The organism is Herpetosiphon llansteffanensis (assembly GCF_003205875.1).
GTDB classification, from domain to species: Bacteria; Chloroflexota; Chloroflexia; order Chloroflexales; family Herpetosiphonaceae; genus Herpetosiphon; species Herpetosiphon llansteffanensis.
In genome coordinates, this window is sequence record NZ_PUBZ01000104.1 from 15,782 (window position 1) to 33,969 (window position 18,188).

Below are 18,188 nucleotides of genomic sequence, written 5' to 3' on the forward strand. Positions count from 1 at the left end.
AATCCTCATCAAGCGCTGCCAACTGGTTTTAACACGAATGACTTGACACATTATTAAATTGTGTTAATATTTATCGTATCGGTATCGTTTCCGGAAACGATACCAGAATGTTCGCGCTTTTCAAGTTTCTCAACCGATGCTATTCGACAGACAGTCCATCGTTCAAGGAGGAACAGGATGCACAAGCTGCCTAGGCTGATGGTTTTACTGGCTCTTATTAGCACAATTGTTGCCCAATACTCAGCAGCACCTGCTGCCCAAGCTGCATTTGGCGCTGGCGATTTTCTTAAAGCCAACGGCCCAACTGTGCGCAATAATTCCGGCAATGGTGCAATCGTAACCCTCAAAGGCACCAATCTTGGCGGTTGGTTGCTGCAAGAAGGCTGGATGTCGCCCTTGGGCTATCCCGCCCTGCCGCGTAGCAACTGGACTGCTAGCGGATCGGCTGCTGGAGCCAGTGCCGCTATCGATGGCAATCCTGCTACTCGCTGGACAAGCAATGCTCCCCAAGCTAATGGTCAGTGGTTCCAAGTTGATCTTGGGGCCAATCAAGCAGTTGAACGAGTCACGATCGACGCTGGGACCTCTACTGGCGATTATCCCCGCCAATACCAGGTTCAAGCCTTTGTTAATAATGCTTGGTTAACCGTTGGTAGCGGCAGTGGCACGAGCCAAGTTGTGACGGTGCAATTTAATAGCACTCAAGTAACTCGTTTAATTCGGGTCTTGCAAACTGGCTCAAGCGGCAGTTGGTGGTCAATTCACGAATTTAATGCCCAGATTGCTGATGAATTTAATTTGCGCCAAGCCTTGACCAGCCGTTTTGGTAGCAGCACCGCCGATAGTTTGATCGCAGGCTATCAAGATACGTGGATTCAAGCCAGCGACCTCGATACCATCAAGGCGATGGGCCTGAATATGGTGCGCGTGCCGATTCACTGGCTGGTGCTGATGAATCCTAACGGCACGATGAAATCGGATGCTGAGGCCTTTCGCAAGCTTGATTGGCTGATTAGCGAAAGCAGCAAGCGCAATTTATATGTGATGCTCGATTTGCATGGCGCGCCTGGCGCTGCTTGCCCATGGCACTCGTGCGGCCAAACCGGCACAAATCAACTCTGGACAAACGCTACCTATCAAAATTGGACAGTGCAAATTTGGGAGCGGTTGGCGACGCGCTATCGCGGCAACCCAACCGTAGCCGCCTACGACTTGCTCAACGAGCCATTATTGAGCAATGGCGAAGCCGAAACTGCCCAACAAATTCGCCAAAAATTTGATTTCTTTGATCGTTTATATGATGCAGTACGAGCTAAAGACCCTGACCATATGATTGTTATGGCTGCCTTCTACGATTGGTATCAAGCGTTATCGCCAGCAACCTATGGCTGGACAAATGTGATGTATCAATTGCATCACTATAACTTTGATACGGTCAATGATTGGAATGTGACCAACAATTTCATCCAAAGTGCCTTAGATAAATACGCGACCTTCATCAATGATTGGAACGTCCCCGGTTTCGCTGGTGAATATTGGTTCTCGACCCACTACGATTTGTATGAAAAATTTATGTCTGGCCTCAACGCCCTGAACGTTTCATGGACGAACTGGACGTACAAGGTGAATGGTGCTGGCAACTGGGGCTTTTATCAAAACAACACCCAAGCTATACCCGACCTTTTGAATGATAGTGCGCCGACAATTGCCGATAAATGGAGCCGTTTCAGCACCAATTACTTCCAGCCAAACACCCAATTTCAAAATACGGTGCGAGCTTATGCGCCTGAAGGTTCATGGGTTGCGTTGCAAGCTGGTGCCAACAGCAATTATGTAAGTGCCGATAATTATGGCAATAATCCACTCGTTGCCAATCGACCCACCATCCAAGGCTGGGAAAAATTCCGCATGATCACCAATCCTGATGGCTCGGTTTCGTTCATGGCAATGGCCAACAACAAATATGTAGTTGCCGATTTGAACCAAGGCGGGCGGCTGGTTGCTCAATCACGCGGGGTTTTGGGCTGGGAGAAATTCCGCCGTGTTGAGCTTGGCAATGGTACGTTTGGCTTACAAGCAATGGCCAATAACAAATATGTGACCACGGATTTGAATAGTGGCTCGCCAGTGCTGATTGCCAATCGTGATGTAATCGGCGGCGCATGGGAAGCCTTCACCTTCGTTGCGACTGCTCCCTAAGCCTTATTCGTTTACCCCAACCCCTCTTCTGGGCAACAGAAGAGGGGCTTTTCATTGCTATGCCCCGTGATCCGCTGATGGCCATAACGACGACCAAGCGCTGTGTGATATTGAGCGTAACTCCCGATTTAACCTGTTGGAACAAACCCCTGCGCCTATTCGTTAGCACCAAAAGCTAACCCTAGCGCAAGGAGCAAGTGATGCATCGATTTGGCTGGATGATTGTATTGTTGATGATGGTTGGATGCAGTGTGAACTCAGAAAATAGCCAGCAGCCAATAATTACCGAATCGGGTGAGAGCGTAACCGTATTTTCCAATTACATCGCGATTGTTGTGCCTGGTTATGAATTAACCTGCTTTACTGATCCGATCTTGTCGATTCAGAATGATACCGGTTGGCAGCCGCTTGAAGATTTTGTTATGCAGCCGCATTATCTTGATGATAAATTCAATTTTTTTATAGGAATGTGCGATTTAGTTGGTTGCGACAAGATCGATCACGCACATCCATTGGCGGTTAATTTACCGCTCTACGAGTATGTTGGCGAGCGCAAACATTTGTCCGATCTGACGGGTGGTATCGAAATGCTGCCAGCCTATCGCACGGTCTATCCGAATCAGTTGGTCAAAATTGACGTAACCTATTTCCTCGACGCTGATTGTACCCAACAACAAACCTATACCGCAATCATTGACCTCGCGAAGTAAAGCATAAATTGCTATTCAGCTTTGTGATGCTTCGTGTTCTTGGTGGTTAAATGGCATCCCCTGCTGTAATCTAGTTATTTTTAATCATATTTATACTAATTTAAACCTTTTATTAAGGAAAAGGCTTGACATTGCGCAGTTGGAATGTTAAGTTATTTATAATTCCACTGGAATAATAAAGGTGGAAGACTAGATTCGTTCAATTGGCATGGCTCATTTTTGGTGCATGCTGGCGGTTTGGCTGGTTGCCAAGGTTGGCAGCGTGCTCAGCCGCCCCGTTATCAACGACGATGGGCAATTGAAGCATCGATTTAGGAGGTTGTATGAACATTCCTCAACTAACTCCCTCGAAACTGAGCAAGTTGTTGCTTACGCCACTCTTGATCAGCGCATTTTGGGGCAGTCTGCTCAATCCACAGGCTGGGATGGCTCGTGAATCATTTGCTCCTTCCGAAGCGAGCCTCGCGCAAAGTTGCAATTTTACCGATTGGGTCGCAGGTCGCCAATATTACACCGGCAATATTGTGCGCTACAACGGCAGTTTCTACGTGGCCGAGCACGATAACCCAGGCTACGATCCAACGATTAGCACTTGGTTCTGGGAGCCAACCAGCTGTGGCGGCGGTGGCGGTGGCGGCGGCAGCTGTAGCTACACCGATTGGGTCGCAGGCCGTCAATATTACACAGGCAACATCGTGCGCTACAACGGCAGTTTCTACGTGGCCGAGCACGATAACCCAGGCTACGATCCAACGATCAGCACTTGGTTCTGGGAACCAACCACCTGTGGCGGCACCAATCCACCACCAACCTCGGGCTTTGGTTCAATCGTCAGCAAGGCGCAATTCGAGCAAATGTTCCCCAATCGCAATTCCTTCTACAGTTATGAGGGCTTAGTTCAGGCAGCAGCCTTCTATCCAGCGTTCGCTGGCACAGGCTCGACCGAAGTTCGCAAGCGCGAAGCTGCTGCTGCTTTGGCCAACTTTGCCCACGAAACTGGCAATTTTGTGCATATTACCGAAATTGCCCAAGGCGAATATTGCCAAAATAGCGCCCAATGGCCGTGCGCCCCGGGCAAACGCTACTTTGGTCGTGGCCCAATTCAGCTGAGCTGGAACTACAATTATGGCTTGGCGGGCCAAGCATTGGGCTTGAATCTGCTCAACGACCCAGATTTGGTAGCGCGTGATTCTGCTGTGGCTTGGAAAACCGCGCTCTGGTATTGGATGACTCAACGCGGCCCTGGCTCGATGACTCCTCACGAAGCGATGGTCAATGGCAATGGCTTCGGCGAAACGATTCGCAGCATCAACGGCTCGGTAGAGTGCAATGGTGGCAATCCCGGCCAAGTTCAAAGTCGGGTCAGCTCATACCAATCGATCACGAATCGGCTTGGTGTAAGCCCAGGCAATAATTTGTACTGCTAGATTTTGCCTAATTCCCTCACCCTAACCCCTCTCCCGTGCGCGGGCGAGGGGCTTTAATTCTCTGGTTCATGCGCAATTTTTCATTGAACCACAGTTGCTCGCCCGCGTGCAGGAAAGGCACTTTTTGGCTTTGCATAGGGCAGATCCCCTCACCCCAACCCCTCTCCCGTGCGCGGGCGAGGGGCTTTAATTGTGCGGTTCTGTCGCAATGCGTGATACAAAACGGTCGGCTCCCCCTCGCCCGCGTCCAGTGGGAGAGGAGGTTGGGGGGTTAGGGATCACCATCGTTAATCTTCAGGGTTAAGGTAGTGATTGGGATAATTCAGGCAATGATTGATTTTTTCGATCAATGCGCTGGTTGAGGTAGTTTCATAGCGATAGATCACATGCTCCCAGCCGCCGCGCAATAGAACCAAACGATAATAGCCATTGCTGGCATCTTTTTTCCCTTCGCCATTGTAATGCCAGCCAACGTCAAGGCTCAAGGTTTCTGCAATTGTTTGTTGTTTGGCCCAATCCTCGGCAAATGTGGTTAATGCAGCTGCTTGTGCTGGGCGATTGGCGATTGCTAGCTGCGTGATGTAATCGATAAAGCGCCCAAAATTGAACTGCTCAATCCAAATCAAGTCCTCAGATGTATTAAACTCGCGATTGATCGAGCCATCGGGCAATACTGGCTCAACTTCAAACAGCGTATTCGAATGCACAATCCAGCCGCTAGGAATGTTCAGCGCAACTGGCAATGGATAGTTTTTCATCGTTTGCTCCTGCGAAATAGTGCTGCTTAACATAGCAAATCCTGCTCACAATGCGAGCAGGGTATGCTATACTCTGGATATGAATTGAAACATTTGTTCTATTTTCTGAGTGATAGTGAAAGAGGTTTAATGTGCAAATGGATGCACGAGCTGTTGAATTATGGCACCGCATGTTGGATTGGCTCAGCCTAAACTATCCTGAATGCTTGCAATATCGCCACGAACCAGTTGATCAGGCCCAAATTGCTGCTGCTGAAGCAATGATAGGGCTGGAGCTTCCTGCAGCGTTTGCAACAACCTATCTGCTAAATAGTCATCACGGTGGCATTCCGATCTGCTGCTATCCTGAGTATCAATGGTTATCGTTGGCAGAGTGTGTTGAATCGTGGCAATGGAGCCGCGACAATGCGACCCCGCGCGAAAATGATTTGAGCGAGAATGGCCCAGTGTGGCATAAATTGGTTGCAGAAGAACGGGTGTGGATTGAAGGGCCAATCAAATTAGGCATTAATTCAGAACTACGCATTCCGTTCATGTCGAGCGATGGTGGTGGGTATCTCTATTTAGATTTTGATCCAGCGCCTGGCGGGGTTAAAGGCCAAGTTATCTCGATCGATCCCGAAGGATGTACGTGGCTTGTTTTAGCGCCATCATTTGAGCAATGGCTCGAAACGTTCGTCACGCACCTCGAACAAGGCCACATTCAAATAGGCGAATATGGGCTTGAGCACATTGAACAAGCGCCAGCGAACAAGCAACCAATGCTAATGCCCGAATATTTACGCAACATTCGGATTGAGTCCTATCAAGCAGCCCCAATTGATCCCGCCGCACTGCAAGCACTAGCCTTCGACCAAGAGATTGCGGTAACTGGGCGCATGCGCAGCATTATGGGGAATGGCTCCGATATTGTGATCTTTGATTTTGACATTGATGGCATGAGTGAGCGCCAGAAAATTGGCGCATATGCTGCCCAAACCTATGGTTTTGGCACAATTCAATGTGGCAACTATGCTCACCTGTGGCTAGTTCGCTACAACCAGCAGATTCCTAATATTGAGTATTACACCAAAGATTCAGTCGTGCAATGGTTTGTTGTGAGTTATACATTAACGCAATAGATGAGGAGCCTGTGATGGGAATAGCTTATTATTTCACGCGCATAACCGCCGAAGATCTTGCTGAGTTAGAAAAAATTGAAGAAAGAGTCGACATTTCCCGAGCAGTGATTGACAATATACCAGAGGATGAAACCCTTGAACATGCGTATTGGTGCAGTGTTGATCCGATTTATCGAGTTACACATCGACGTAGCCATCTGCAAACCTATACCATGGTGCCAATGGATGAGTTTAGCCCAGAAAAAGCCTGCTATTCATTTACCGTGGAGCATAGCTATTGGTCGTTATTAGAACGATTAATCAAGCAACTGGTGCGCGATCAAGTGATTCCGTATTGGCCTCTTACCGAAGATTTTTCATTGTATATTGGCGATTTTTCGATGGGACATAGCCGACTTCATATTCTGCTGCATGATGAACTTATACCGCTATTGACAATGTTGCAAGATTTCCCTTACGAGCAGCTTAAACAACGGTTTGATGACGAATTTGTTGAATATACCGATATAACCGAGCGCGAGAAACAAGGCGTTTATAATGCAGTAGTTGGTTGTTTGGAGAGTCTTCAGCTCATGGCGCAACAAGCCTATGCTGCCAACGAGTCAATTGTTTGGTATATTGGCTAAAATCAATTTTATGAGAGGAACTTGCTATGAGCGAAGCCAAAAATGTCTACTATTTCAGCGAAGGCCAAGTTTGGCGCTATCAAACCCGTGCTCACGAGCTGGAATCGGCAGTGTTAATCAACAAGATTGAGTATCATTCAGCCTTGGGTGCAATTTTTCACATCAGCATAGCTGGGGTCGATGTTAAAAATCCGCATTCGCCTGAGCCAATCAACCAACTGAACCACTTTCCGGTGGTTGCTAGCACGCTTGAACAAAGCCTGACCGAGTTGGTCGATACCAACGTCAGCAATCCGGGCTTCATGGAAGGCTACGATTCGTGGCGCGAAGCCTTTGTCGAAGGTAAAGCTGGAGTTTTCAATATTTCAGTCAGCGAAATTATCAACATTGTCGAAGAAATGATTAATAAAGCTGATTCGCCAGCAACTGACGATTAATCGGCAATAGACCACGGCGATTTAACCATTGAAGCACTGCCAAATCGGTTAAATCGTCCGTTTGCCATTGATACAACAGGGCGATGAGCAGCGGCGCAAAGGCGGTTGCAATAGATTGGCCAAAACAAACGCCCCAGCACGGTGATATTTGCGCGAAATCTGCGCCAAGCTTGTAATAAACGGTTGTTTGGCCTGGGCAAGTTGGCTGATGCTATGTTGAATTTCGGCGGTTAATGCTTTGGCCTGCGGATACCATTCGAGCGCTGCCCGTTCACGCTCGGCTAAAATTGCTTGCAGTTGATTTTGATAGGCAACTGTATCGGGCGTAAGGCCTCTCGCCACTGCTGCTAAGAAATATTGTGGCGGCTGATAGTGATGAATCTGGATCAAGTGCGCGAGATTATTCGGCACTGCATAGCTGTGTTGATCAGCGCCGATAATTCGTAATTCAGCTGTGCCTAAGCCACTTGCTGCCTGATCAGGCTGGCCTGCATGGTTTTTTGGCTCGCTTCCACATAATGGGCAATAGCTGGGCTGCACTGTGCGATACTGATAGATTGAATAGGGCGTATAAGCCGGTAACTTGGCAAGCAGCTGCGGTTCAATCTGGCCCATGGCATAGGGTTGAGCGGGATCGAGCCAGCCAATACAGCGGCTCGTCGGTTCAAGCATGGGAATGGTTGAAACATAGGGCCAGCCATCGGGCATCCACGGAAAATATCTGCTCATCTTCAACTCGATCTGCTAGCAATAGGTTGGTGAGGTAGGACCTATAAAATTAGGCTTACCTAGCGTGTGATTCATTACCAATGCTAACTTGAGTTATCCGTCCAAACAACAAATTTTGCTTGGACGGATAATTGATCACTATTAGCGCCGAACAAACGGCATATATAGCGGCTTAAAACAGCTATCTTTACAAATACGCAAGGTATATGGGCCATACCAGTAAAGTGATTCATTACTAGCGACAGCTACAAAATAGGTACCAGCTGTTGCAAACGTAAATGTAATGCGTGCATCAATGCCACCTGTATAATTTGTGCCATATGGGTCACTAGAAATTAATGTACCACTGCTATTATAGAGCCATAATCCTGTTGCACGCCCAGAACTACTTTGGGCATTTAGGGTTTCAATAACTACTTTTTGATTAGCTGTTACAGTAAATCGATAAAAATCCTCATCTCCATAGCGTGAAACATAATTTGTTACATCAAATAGATTTCGATTAACTGCATTCTTTGCTTCGAAATCAATACTATTGGCTATTGGTATAACATCATTAGGTTCATAATCGTTCGTTGCATCCCAGGCAGCGCCAGTTTGATCATATTTTGGCAATACACGTAGTGAATAGGTCCCAGCCCAGTTGATAAAATAGTCTGATTCTACATGGATAAAATAGGTGCCTGCGGTGGCAAAGGTAAAAACAATTCGTGCATTGACATTGCCTGTTCCATTATTGCCGCCTTGATCGTTGGCGATGAGCGTTCCACTGCTGTTATACAACCATAATCCGGTTGCATCACTGGTATTGCCGGTAATATCAAAGGTTTCAATCACAAATGTTTGGTTAGCTGCTACCGTAAAGCGATAAATATCTTGATCGCCACCAGCTGAGACATAATTGCTATTATCAAAAATTTGACGAGTAACCGCATTTGTATAGCCTGGAGTAATTGCATTTGCAATCGCAAAAACATCGTTAGGTTCATAATCATTCGTTGCATTCCATGCAGCACCAGCTTGATCATATTTTGGTAATACACGCAGCGAATAGGTACCAACCCAGTCAGTAAAATAATCTGATTCTACTTTAATAAAGTAAGTACCTGCGGTTACAAAGGTAAAAACAATTCGTGCATTGACATTGCCAGTTCCATTATTGCCGCCTTGATCATTGGCGATGAGCGTTCCACTGCTGTTATACAGCCATAATCCGGTTGCATCACTGGTATCGCCGGTAATATCAAAGGTTTCAATCACAAATGTTTGGTTAGCTGCTACCGTAAAGCGATAAATATCTTGATCGCCACCAGCTGAGACATAATTGCTATTATCAAAAATTTGACGGGTAACCGCATTTGTATAGCCTGGAGTAATTGCATTTGCAATCGCAAAAACATCATTAGGCTCATAATCATTCGTTGCATTCCATGCAGCACCAGCTTGATCATATTTTGGCAATACACGCAGCGAATAGGTACCAACCCAGTCAGTAAAATAATCTGATTCTACTTTAATAAAGTAAGTACCTGCGGTGGCAAAGGTAAAAACAATCCGTGCATTGACATTGCCAGTTCCATTATTGCCGCCTTGATCATTGGCGATGAGCGTCCCACTGCTGTTGTACAGCCATAATCCAGTTGCATCATTACTTGTGCCAACAACGTTATAGGTTTCGATCACAAACGTTTGATTAGCAGTAACGACAAATTTAAAGTAATCTATATCGCTTGGATTAGCAATCGTCGCATTTGCATGGCCAGCGGCGTGCCCTAGCGTGATGCTGTTAGCAGTTGCGAGGGTATTATTTGGCTCTACTTCAGCCAATGGTGTCTGCGGTGAATCCTCGTTCTCAATTGTTGCAGGACCTAATGTTACTTCGGTGGATTGATTAATATTTTTTTGACTATTAATACTTGTTGGGATAAGAAGGCTGCCAATAATGAAATTTAATAAGACTATCCTACGAAGATATGCCATACAATAGCTCCTAACGCTTAACTATATTTGCTGCGGTGTTATATATATATCACACACCTAACTTCAAAACAAGCTATTCTAGTGATCTAGTGGATATATCATGTTAGGAAATCTAAACCTAGATTTGCTAACCATAAAGAGGATTTGTCGATATTTTGATAAGCAATATTTTCGATGAGTGTACCAAATTTAAATTAATGTACCAATGCAGTTTCTTTAGGGCTCAATACAATTGAATAGCTTAATTGGTTTGCATTCTATTTGCATAATGTGAAATGATAGGCAATCACATAACAAAAAAGCTCCTCGCCCACTCAACGTAGGCAAGGAGCTAGGAAATGAACCCTACTTGAAGCGTACAATCCGAATAAAGTCGGCGGCTTTGAGCGAGGCTCCGCCAACCAACGCGCCATCAATATCTGGCTGAGCCATCAATTCATCGACGTTATCGGGCTTGACCGAGCCACCGTACTGAATAATGATTGCGTCAGCGGTTGCTTGATCGCTCAGGGCTGCTAGTTCGGCCCGAATGCGGGCGTGTATCGCTTGCGCATCGGCGGGAGTTGCCGTATCGCCAGTGCCAATTGCCCAAACTGGTTCGTAGGCAATCACGACGCTGCGTAATTGCTCGGCGCTTAATCCAGCCAAACTGCCGCGCAATTGCCCAACAACCACGCTCTCTGCTTGACCACTATCGCGTTCGGCCTTAACTTCGCCAACACAAACGATCGGCTTGAGGCCATTGGCCAAAGCGGCATGGGCTTTGCGATTAATCAACTCATCGGTTTCGCCGAAATATTGCCGCCGTTCGCTATGGCCCAAAATCACATAGCTACAGCCCAATTCTTTGAGCATGTTGGGGGCGATTTCGCCAGTGAACGCGCCTTTGGTTTCGTAGTGCATATTTTGCGCACCCAAAGCGACGGCAGTGCCATCGAGCAAGGGCGCTAGGCTGCCCAATAAGGTGAATGGTGGGCAAACCAACACATCACGGTCGGTCAAATCGGTCAAATCAGCGCTGAGTGCTTCAACCAAGGCCACACCCTCACTGACCCCGTAGTGCATCTTCCAATTACCAGCCAACAATGGTCGGCGCATATATCCTCCAAAAAAGCTTTAGAAGCCAAAGACAATTAAGTTTTTGGCGATCGGCAGGTATTGTACAACATACAACAGCCCACCAACGGAGGCCATGGCAATAAATGCCCGCATGTCCCAGTCCATAATTTTAGCGCCATCCAAGGGGCCATAAGGGATCATATTAAAAATCCCCAGTAGCGAATTGACCACATAGCTATAGAAGGCAATGACAAACAGAAACTCAATGTTCAGGATCTTGGCAATTTGGATGATAATTAACGAAAGCAGCGCGAGAACCATATTGCTGGCTGGCCCAGCCGCCGCGACCAAACCAACTTGTTTTTTGGTCAGATAGCCACGATGATGCACCGCCCCAGGGGCTGCAAAGATAAAGCCGGTTAATGCCAGCAACACCGAAATCACCAACATAGCATCGTTGGCAAAAAAATGGGCTTGGCTGCCAAAGCGCCGCGCTACCACCCGATGAGCTAATTCGTGGATGACAATGCCGAGGCCAGCGGCGATGCCCATAATGATCACTGCATTCAGCAGCCCTAAACCGCGATAAACCAACGCAAAGGCAAGGGTCGTTCCAAGCCATGCCTTGGCAAATTCAAACAGCTCATTGCGCGGTTTGTTATCTGAGCGAAATGGGTAGCCAGCCTGTGGATTAAACATTGAGCCTACTCTCCTTCCGCTGTGGTTTCTGGTGCTTGCTCCCAGCCACCAGCGCCAATCAGCGGCACAAAGCGAACGTTGCTAATACTAGTTTTTTGCCAATCTTGGCCTTGGCGTTGCAGCCGAATTAAGCGTTGATCGTGAGCCTCACCAACGGGAGCAACCAAGCGCCCGCCATCGTGCAACTGGCTGAGCAAGGTTTGGGCAAGTTGCGGCGTGGCCGCCGGAATGCTAATCGCATGATAGGGTGCTGCTGCCGGATAGCCCAACGAGCCATCACCCCAGATGAGTTCGATATTGCGATAGCCTAAGTCGTGGAGCAGCGCATATGTCTGCTTGGCGAGGGCTTGATGGCGCTCGATCGTCACAACCTTGGTCACAAGTTCGGCAAATACTGCGGCAGCATAGCCTGAACCAGCGCCAATTTCAAGTAGCTGTTCATGAGGATTCAGCAACAATTCCTGGGCCATCAAGGCCACAATATAGGGCTGCGAGATGGTCTGGCCTAGCGTCAAGGGCAAGGCTTGGTCGCTATAGGCTTGGGCTTGAGCGGCTTCTGGCACGAACAAATGGCGTGGCACATGCGCCATCGCTGCCAAAACCCGTTGATCATGAATGCCGCGCGTGATTAATTGTTCGTCGACCATGCGCTGTCGTTGTTGTTGCCAAACATCACTCATACACCTACGCCACTTAACGCCTGCAACAAATCAATTGTTGCAGCAGCGCCCCGTTGAAAATAGCCTAAAAATTCAACATTACCTTCTGCTCCGGTAATTGGCGAGCGGGTTAATCCAGCCAAGCCTAAGCCTAAATCAGCTGCCTGCTGCACCACCCGTTCAATCACTTGGCGATGCACTGCTGAATCGCGCACGATGCCGCCTTTGCCAACATGCTCAGGGCCTGCCTCGAATTGCGGCTTGATCAAACACACAATCCAGGCATCGGCAGTTAGCAAGCGCAGCATTGCAGGCAGCACCAAGCCCAGCGAGATAAACGAAACATCGACGACACCACAGGTTGCCAGCGCTGCTATCTGCCCTTCGCTCGCAGGCAAGTGCTCCAAATAGCGAATATTGGTGCGTTCGAGCACCGTCACCCGCGGATCTTGGCGAATTTTCCAATCGAGCTGGCCATAGCCAACATCAATTGCATAGATATGGGCTGCATCGCGCTGCAACAGCACATCGCTAAACCCGCCAGTGCAAGCCCCTACATCTAAGCCAATACAGCCCTGCGGGTCAAGATTAAAGCTATCGAGCGCATGGGCAAGTTTTAGCCCACCACGCCCAACATAGGGCAAGCTCGATTTAAGCGTGATTTGCGCAGCAGGATCGACCAGCGTGCCAGCTTTGGTTTCAGCTTGCTGATTGACGATCACATCGCCTGCCATAATTAATGCTTGGGCTTTGGCGCGAGTTGGCGCGAGTTGTAATTCAACTAATAAGACATCTAAACGTTGCTTTTTAACCTTGGTCATGCGACTAATCCTTTGTGTAGACTGGCTATCATTTTAACTGAAACGCTTAAATACCAAAAGCCACCAAGCGCCTGACCACGAGTGTAGCAATGATTGCCAGCAGAAACAACAGCCATTTGCCCAATTATATGTTTGAAAAATAGATCATATGTTCTTATTTGTGGTATACTGCCGAAGTTACCGCTTTGATACGATTGGAGCAGCAATGCAGACCATCAGCTCACAAGATGGAACACGTTTGGCCTATGATGTGTATGGGAGTGGCCCGCCGCTGATTTATATAAGCGGAGCAACCTGTTTTCGTTCGTTTCCGCCAATTGTTAGCGATGCCAAAGCCTTGGCCAACGCCTTTACCGTCTACAACTACGATCGACGCGGGCGTGGCGATAGCACAGATACCTTGCCCTATAGCCTCGAGCGCGAGCTTGAAGATTTGCTGGCGCTGATCGAAGTTGCTGGTGGCAAAGCCCATGTGTATGGCCATTCCTCGGGCGCAGTTTTGGCGCTAGAAGCAGCATTGCACTATCCCGAAAAGCTCAACCACGTTTTCCTCTATGATCCAGCCTATGTGCACGATGCAGCAGAAAAAGCCGAGTATGCAAGTTTGCGCGCCAAGATCGAAACCATGCTTGCTCATGGCCAGCATGCCCGTGCAATCACCAGCTTTTTACAAGGCATCGGCATGCCCAAAATTGTTGGTTGGATGATGCGATTGATGCCAGGCTGGAAAACCATGGTCGCACTGGCCCCAACTTTAGCCTACGATCTGAGTTTAACCGCCGAGCTACCACCATTTGAGCGTGCCCGCCAATGCAGAATCCCTGTGCATGTTATGGCCGGAGCAAAAAGCCCAGCTGGGATTCGCAGCCTATCTCAAGCCTTAGCGGCCCAAATTCCCAATGCCAGCTACGATCAACTTGCAGGCCAAGGCCATATGGTGAGCACGAAACACTTGTTGCCGCTGTTTAGGCGCTACCTCACTACTGCTGCCGCAGTTGGCTCCCCCAGTGTCTAGCCTCAATGTGGCTTTGCCCCACAGCCCTTAACGACAAAATGGACGGATCTTCAAGCAATGCTCGAAAATCCGTCCATTTTTTAATTTCAATAGCTATTAGTACTTGTCATAATCATCCTCATGTGAGGATTTAAGTTATTCGAATGCACCGTCACAGGCAGATCAGCCATGCAACGCAGAGAAATTTTTAATCCCCTGGTATAAACAAATCATGCAATCATGCATGCGACAATGGATTTGTTCACCCCCATTGTCGCAGTGATTTGTCCATGACCCTTGGGGAGGATCACATGACCTATCCTAGCACGCCACCGACCACCATTGCAACCTTCGAGATCTGTACTGATCAGATACATCATCACCCGGATCACTCTCATCATCGGCGACCGATCCGCTATCATAACGACCGTCCCCTTTTTTGGCTTGCGGAGGTCATCCATTGAAAGAGCCAGTGGCCATAGAAGCCGCGATCCGCCGCGACGATGGCCGTCCATGCGGGCGGGATTGCCTGCTGAAGGATGGTGATCAACGGTTCCCAATGCGGTCGCCACGCACCCGGGGTGGTTGCGCCAACGCCGTGCCAAGCAACGGGAATCGCGCAACTGCGATAGACGATACTGATGGTCAACACGGTGACGACATCAAGGGTCGTGCGATGCGTCGCCCGTTTGGCAGCAACGGCACGGGGGAATTCGCGTCGGCGTTGGCGCATGGTATTGGCGGAGGAATCCCCAAGGGTGGCGAGGAAGACACTCAGGCTGGTGCGACCACACGAGTGGGTCATGACCATGGCAAAACTGGCCCAGGCAATGATGCGCCCATAGCAGCGGGGGATCTGCGGCAAGTGCGTCTAGAAAAGGGCTTTCCCAGGCGGTTAAACTTGGATAGAACGGCAGAGAATTCCGCAGATAGCTGGGTGCTGACACGTTCAGTATCCGCGGATTGGATGCCGTTTGTGCAGCGCATCGGTTCACTACCTACCCTTGTAAGGTCAGGGTTTAGGGGTCAGAGAAAGGATGAGGGATGAAGGGGCCAGGGGTCAGGCTATGGGCTATCGGAACATCATTGATGCACTTCGTGGCAAAAACCTAGCCTTCGTGTCCTTCGTGCTCTTCGTGATTTCGGCCCCTTCTTGTTCCTTCGTGCTCTTCATGGTTAAAAATAAATTCTCTTCCCCTTTTAGATCGCAAGTTGTTTTGGCAACCCAGCGGCCCAAGCCTCAATTGCTGGCCAATTGCGATAATCGCCTTCGCGCCAGCGCCGCACGAGCATTGCCCCACGAAACAATATTCGATAGCCCAGGCTAATTTTGCTGAGATCGAGCACGCCAGCAAATAGCCCTTCGCTCTGTGGCTGCACCAAATTGCGTACTGGTTGCAGCCATTCGGCGACTTCGGCGCTGGTTTTGGCTGGTTGCTTGGTCATAGCCAAGGCCAAACAAGTCAAAAATGCAGCAAAGGGCTTGGTTTGCAATGCAGTTTGATGCTGCTTGACGAAGGCCAAGGCCTCTGGCAGCCAACGATTTTTATGAATTGCGCTGCCAGCCACAACCGCTTGATAGCCACTCAGATTGCGCACTTGGTGCATTGGCACAAGCTCAACTTGCAAGCCTTGGGTTGTTAGCACCTTGGCAATCGTTTCTGCTACGCCAATTGTTGAGCCGCCGCGACTCGCATAGGTTACGAGGATTGTTGGGTTTGTCATAGCAAACTCCTTCCAAAATTACGATCCCCTCACCCCAATCCCACGCCCGCCTTGAGTAGGAGTGTGACTTCGCGCTGTGGTTTTAAAGGAATGTACGAGTGTTCCCCCTCGCCCGCGTTGAGTGGGAGAGGGGGCGAGGGGGTGAGGGGATCATGCCGTAGTTAACCTGATCCATTACACCTAGCGACTTACGCTAGAACGTTGCCAAACGGCACGGGCTGCTGCTTCACTGGCGAAGTTGCTGAAATCGTTGGGCTGACGACCCAAAGCGCGTTCAACTCCATCGCTGAGGTAGGCATTGCGACCATCGAGCACGTCGCGAAACAAAAATTCGACTAACCAAATCATGTCGGCAGGCCATTGTTGCTCGTGGAGCGCGCCAATATAGGCTTCGATTGGAATTGGCTGATAATCGATTGGGCTACCATTGGCTTGGGCGATTTCGCTGATTGCTTCGCCAAAGGTCATTAAGCGCGGCCCAGTGACTTCATAGAGCTGGCCATTATGGGCTTGAACATTGGTCAAGGCTGCAACTGCAACATCGGCAATATCATCTGCATCGATAAACGGCTCTTTGACCTCGCTGGCTGGCAGGAAGATTTGGCCATTGAGCAAGGGTTCGTGAAAAAACGATTCGCTGAAATTTTGCATAAACCAGCCAGCCCGTACAATTGTCCAAGCAACCCCTGCCGTTTGAATGACTTGTTCGCAGGCTTGGGCAGCTGCTTCGCCGCGACCAGATAAGAGCACCAAATGTTTGACTCCGCTGGCGACGGCCAATTGGCTGAATGCGCGAATCGTCTCAATGGCGCTGGGAACGGCTAGATCTGGTTGGTAGCTGATGTAGACGCTTTGGACATCGGCCAAGGCTGCGGGCCACGTCTGCTGATCATCCCAATCGAAGCTGGGGCTGGCTGAGCGTGAGCCAACGCGCACAGTATGGCCTTGAGCTTGCAACCGCTCAACAATGCGCTTGCCAGTTTTGCCCGTGCCGCCAGTTACCAAAATACGCTTGTTTGCTGTCATGGGTGTTTTCCTCACGAGAAAATCAAATCCATGAGCAGTCTAAATCTTCACGTAACGTTAACTGCAAGCTCTATGTTGGGCTACTCATCAGATATTCATTTTTGAATTGGCTCAATTGGAAATTGCACTTCGGTCAGCAAATCGCTGCCATCGGGGTTTTCGGGCAAACGTAGCGAAATTTCACGCGGTAGCGCGGTGGGGCGATAGCCATTGAGTTCGGCCCAGCGCCCAATTTGCTCGTAACTGGTCAGGATTTTTTCGATCGGGCCTTGCACCACGCTTGCAGCCATGAGTTCGCTTGCTGGGTGCTGATCGAAATTTAATTGAAGCTGCTGCGAAATTTTGACCGGAGCATGGCTCGTTTGCTCAATAAAACAGCCAATTTCGAGATCCATATCAAATAGCGAATCGTTGTGGGTTTGGCAAATGCAAAAACACATGCCATAGCGTTTGCTGGTTGGCAAATGTTGGCGAATTTGTTGAATTGCCTGCAAGCCAGATTCGAAATTTTCGGCGACGATGCGCGTGCTGAGCACCGCTTGGCTGGGCATTGGCTTGAGCACAACATTTAACGGCTTATCGAAATCGTTAAAGGCATTCAGGCGCGATTCTATACGGTGAATGCGTTGCATTTCTTCGCGCAGATGGGCCTCGATTTCAGCTTTTTTTTGGCGTAAGAGGCTTTGCATGTGGTCGGCAGAAATCTGATCGTTGGTCAAATCGCGAATCTGTTCCAGCGAAAAGCCCAAATCTTTGAGCACCAAAATACGATTTAATGCTGGTAATTGTTCAGCACTGTAATAACGCCGCCCATTGCCATGATCAATCGTTGCTGGCGGAAACAGACCTAATTCGTCGTAGTAGCGTAAAAAACGCTTAGAAACTTGGGCAATGCGGGCGAATTCACCAACCGTAAACATGCGCAATACCTCATTTGTGGCTCAGATTAACAATCGTAGGAGCGAGCTATGCCTCATTAGTCCATGCTTCATTATAGTGCTTGTTGGTGCTATGGGGGATAAGTTTTTCGACAGGACGAATAGCCTATAGGCAGTCGTTGGCATTAGGCGTATTGTTGTCGCTATCTCATCGCAACAGCTTCGTTTAATTGTTTTCTCGGCACAAGCTCGTACGCCTGCTGGCTATTTCAGTGCGCCTTTTTTCAGGGCGTTGTGTGGGTTCACATGTAGGCTTGGTGGTATTAATAAGGGAGCCGCT

General features: G+C 48.8%; 19 protein-coding genes. 7 read left to right on the plus strand and 12 right to left on the minus strand.

Translation table 11 applies throughout. The features are described 5' to 3' along the window. Positions 1-177: 177 nt before the first annotated feature. Both C5S61_RS15870 and C5S61_RS15875 read left to right on the plus strand, forming a co-directional pair. Positions 178-2,199 carry a cellulase family glycosylhydrolase gene (locus C5S61_RS15870; protein WP_110516316.1) on the plus strand — a complete coding sequence of 674 codons (2,022 nt, stop codon included), beginning with the start codon at positions 178-180 and terminating at the stop codon, positions 2,197-2,199. Positions 2,200-2,399: 200 nt separating this feature from the next. Continuing rightward, a complete protein-coding gene (locus C5S61_RS15875; protein WP_110516319.1) occupies positions 2,400-2,909 on the plus strand; it encodes a hypothetical protein in 510 nt (169 codons plus the stop codon). Between the two features lie 199 nt (positions 2,910-3,108). Here C5S61_RS15875 and C5S61_RS27445 read toward each other — a convergent pair whose 3' ends face one another. Continuing rightward, entirely contained in the window at positions 3,109-3,240 is a 132-nt protein-coding gene (locus tag C5S61_RS27445; protein WP_276309111.1) for a hypothetical protein, read from the minus strand. On the opposite strand from C5S61_RS27445, the gene C5S61_RS15880 reads away from it, so the two are divergent. Then, the gene (locus C5S61_RS15880) at positions 3,233-4,336 is read left to right on the plus strand and encodes a glycoside hydrolase family 19 protein (RefSeq protein WP_110516321.1); all 1,104 of its coding nucleotides are present in this window, start codon (positions 3,233-3,235) and stop codon (positions 4,334-4,336) included. The two genes, C5S61_RS27445 and C5S61_RS15880, sit on opposite strands and share 8 nt — an antisense overlap. A gap of 287 nt (positions 4,337-4,623) precedes the next feature. Here the strand turns inward: C5S61_RS15880 and C5S61_RS15885 are convergent, their stop codons facing one another. Next, positions 4,624-5,094, minus strand: a complete 471-nt coding sequence (locus C5S61_RS15885; RefSeq protein ID WP_124033444.1) for a hypothetical protein — start codon at positions 5,092-5,094, stop codon at positions 4,624-4,626. 137 nt (positions 5,095-5,231) lie between these two features. Here C5S61_RS15885 and C5S61_RS15890 point away from each other — a divergent pair, with 137 nt between their 5' ends. From C5S61_RS15890 to C5S61_RS15900, 3 genes are read left to right on the plus strand one after another with little or no spacing between them, the layout of a single operon-like run. Further along, positions 5,232-6,215 carry an SMI1/KNR4 family protein gene (locus tag C5S61_RS15890; RefSeq protein ID WP_110516324.1) on the plus strand — a complete coding sequence of 328 codons (984 nt, stop codon included), beginning with the start codon at positions 5,232-5,234 and terminating at the stop codon, positions 6,213-6,215. 14 nt (positions 6,216-6,229) lie between these two features. After that, positions 6,230-6,841 carry a hypothetical protein gene (locus C5S61_RS15895; protein ID WP_110516326.1) on the plus strand — a complete coding sequence of 204 codons (612 nt, stop codon included), beginning with the start codon at positions 6,230-6,232 and terminating at the stop codon, positions 6,839-6,841. Positions 6,842-6,867: 26 nt separating this feature from the next. Further along, positions 6,868-7,278, plus strand: a complete 411-nt coding sequence (locus tag C5S61_RS15900; RefSeq protein WP_110516328.1) for a hypothetical protein — start codon at positions 6,868-6,870, stop codon at positions 7,276-7,278. 48 nt (positions 7,279-7,326) lie between these two features. Here C5S61_RS15900 and C5S61_RS15905 read toward each other — a convergent pair whose 3' ends face one another. From C5S61_RS15905 to C5S61_RS15930, 6 genes are all read right to left on the minus strand, one after another. Continuing rightward, entirely contained in the window at positions 7,327-8,007 is a 681-nt protein-coding gene (locus C5S61_RS15905) for a DUF7919 family protein (protein WP_124033445.1), read from the minus strand. Between the two features lie 141 nt (positions 8,008-8,148). Then, positions 8,149-9,987, minus strand: a complete 1,839-nt coding sequence (locus C5S61_RS15910) for a PPC domain-containing protein (protein ID WP_110516332.1) — start codon at positions 9,985-9,987, stop codon at positions 8,149-8,151. Between the two features lie 345 nt (positions 9,988-10,332). Beyond that, entirely contained in the window at positions 10,333-11,085 is a 753-nt protein-coding gene (tpiA, locus tag C5S61_RS15915) for a triose-phosphate isomerase (protein WP_110516334.1), read from the minus strand. Positions 11,086-11,103: 18 nt separating this feature from the next. Then, positions 11,104-11,745 (minus strand): zinc metalloprotease, encoded by a 642-nt coding sequence (locus C5S61_RS15920; protein ID WP_110516337.1) that lies wholly within the window; start codon positions 11,743-11,745, stop codon positions 11,104-11,106. A 5-nt stretch (positions 11,746-11,750) separates the two neighbouring features. After that, complete coding sequence (locus C5S61_RS15925) at positions 11,751-12,425, minus strand: protein-L-isoaspartate(D-aspartate) O-methyltransferase (RefSeq protein ID WP_110516339.1); 675 nt, start codon at positions 12,423-12,425, stop codon at positions 11,751-11,753. After that, the gene (locus C5S61_RS15930) at positions 12,422-13,225 is read right to left on the minus strand and encodes a TlyA family RNA methyltransferase (protein WP_110516341.1); all 804 of its coding nucleotides are present in this window, start codon (positions 13,223-13,225) and stop codon (positions 12,422-12,424) included. Before C5S61_RS15930 ends, C5S61_RS15925 begins: the two co-directional genes overlap by 4 nt. A 205-nt stretch (positions 13,226-13,430) precedes the next feature. Here C5S61_RS15930 and C5S61_RS15935 point away from each other — a divergent pair, with 205 nt between their 5' ends. Next, the gene (locus C5S61_RS15935; protein ID WP_110516343.1) at positions 13,431-14,240 is read left to right on the plus strand and encodes an alpha/beta fold hydrolase; all 810 of its coding nucleotides are present in this window, start codon (positions 13,431-13,433) and stop codon (positions 14,238-14,240) included. A gap of 397 nt (positions 14,241-14,637) precedes the next feature. On the opposite strand, the gene C5S61_RS26625 is transcribed toward C5S61_RS15935, so the two are convergent. The 4 genes from C5S61_RS26625 to C5S61_RS15960 all read right to left on the minus strand — a co-directional run bounded on the left by C5S61_RS26625 (position 14,638) and on the right by C5S61_RS15960 (position 17,890). Then, entirely contained in the window at positions 14,638-14,952 is a 315-nt protein-coding gene (locus tag C5S61_RS26625) for a hypothetical protein (protein ID WP_124033446.1), read from the minus strand. A gap of 467 nt (positions 14,953-15,419) precedes the next feature. Next, the gene (locus C5S61_RS15950; protein ID WP_110516349.1) at positions 15,420-15,944 is read right to left on the minus strand and encodes a flavodoxin domain-containing protein; all 525 of its coding nucleotides are present in this window, start codon (positions 15,942-15,944) and stop codon (positions 15,420-15,422) included. Positions 15,945-16,124: 180 nt separating this feature from the next. After that, positions 16,125-16,970, minus strand: a complete 846-nt coding sequence (locus C5S61_RS15955; protein ID WP_110516355.1) for an NmrA family NAD(P)-binding protein — start codon at positions 16,968-16,970, stop codon at positions 16,125-16,127. Positions 16,971-17,065: 95 nt separating this feature from the next. Continuing rightward, positions 17,066-17,890: a MerR family transcriptional regulator gene (locus C5S61_RS15960; RefSeq protein WP_110516357.1), complete on the minus strand. Its 825-nt coding sequence runs from the start codon at positions 17,888-17,890 to the stop codon at positions 17,066-17,068. Positions 17,891-18,188 lie beyond the last annotated feature (298 nt).

What these genes read in the sequence shown, in the direction of transcription:
- C5S61_RS15870 (WP_110516316.1), top strand. Translation starts at nt 178, where the DNA reads ATGCACAAGCTGCCTAGGCTGATGGTTTTACTGGCTCTTATTAGCACA.
- C5S61_RS15875 (WP_110516319.1), top strand. Translation starts at nt 2,400, where the DNA reads ATGCATCGATTTGGCTGGATGATTGTATTGTTGATGATGGTTGGATGC.
- C5S61_RS15880 (WP_110516321.1), top strand. Translation starts at nt 3,233, where the DNA reads ATGAACATTCCTCAACTAACTCCCTCGAAACTGAGCAAGTTGTTGCTT.
- C5S61_RS27445 (WP_276309111.1), bottom strand. Translation starts at nt 3,240, where the DNA reads ATGTTCATACAACCTCCTAAATCGATGCTTCAATTGCCCATCGTCGTT.
- C5S61_RS15885 (WP_124033444.1), bottom strand. Translation starts at nt 5,094, where the DNA reads ATGAAAAACTATCCATTGCCAGTTGCGCTGAACATTCCTAGCGGCTGG.
- C5S61_RS15890 (WP_110516324.1), top strand. Translation starts at nt 5,232, where the DNA reads ATGGATGCACGAGCTGTTGAATTATGGCACCGCATGTTGGATTGGCTC.
- C5S61_RS15895 (WP_110516326.1), top strand. Translation starts at nt 6,230, where the DNA reads ATGGGAATAGCTTATTATTTCACGCGCATAACCGCCGAAGATCTTGCT.
- C5S61_RS15900 (WP_110516328.1), top strand. Translation starts at nt 6,868, where the DNA reads ATGAGCGAAGCCAAAAATGTCTACTATTTCAGCGAAGGCCAAGTTTGG.
- C5S61_RS15905 (WP_124033445.1), bottom strand. Translation starts at nt 8,007, where the DNA reads ATGAGCAGATATTTTCCGTGGATGCCCGATGGCTGGCCCTATGTTTCA.
- C5S61_RS15910 (WP_110516332.1), bottom strand. Translation starts at nt 9,987, where the DNA reads ATGGCATATCTTCGTAGGATAGTCTTATTAAATTTCATTATTGGCAGC.
- tpiA (WP_110516334.1), bottom strand. Translation starts at nt 11,085, where the DNA reads ATGCGCCGACCATTGTTGGCTGGTAATTGGAAGATGCACTACGGGGTC.
- C5S61_RS15920 (WP_110516337.1), bottom strand. Translation starts at nt 11,745, where the DNA reads ATGTTTAATCCACAGGCTGGCTACCCATTTCGCTCAGATAACAAACCG.
- C5S61_RS15925 (WP_110516339.1), bottom strand. Translation starts at nt 12,425, where the DNA reads ATGAGTGATGTTTGGCAACAACAACGACAGCGCATGGTCGACGAACAA.
- C5S61_RS15930 (WP_110516341.1), bottom strand. Translation starts at nt 13,225, where the DNA reads ATGACCAAGGTTAAAAAGCAACGTTTAGATGTCTTATTAGTTGAATTA.
- C5S61_RS15935 (WP_110516343.1), top strand. Translation starts at nt 13,431, where the DNA reads ATGCAGACCATCAGCTCACAAGATGGAACACGTTTGGCCTATGATGTG.
- C5S61_RS26625 (WP_124033446.1), bottom strand. Translation starts at nt 14,952, where the DNA reads ATGCGCCAACGCCGACGCGAATTCCCCCGTGCCGTTGCTGCCAAACGG.
- C5S61_RS15950 (WP_110516349.1), bottom strand. Translation starts at nt 15,944, where the DNA reads ATGACAAACCCAACAATCCTCGTAACCTATGCGAGTCGCGGCGGCTCA.
- C5S61_RS15955 (WP_110516355.1), bottom strand. Translation starts at nt 16,970, where the DNA reads ATGACAGCAAACAAGCGTATTTTGGTAACTGGCGGCACGGGCAAAACT.
- C5S61_RS15960 (WP_110516357.1), bottom strand. Translation starts at nt 17,890, where the DNA reads ATGTTTACGGTTGGTGAATTCGCCCGCATTGCCCAAGTTTCTAAGCGT.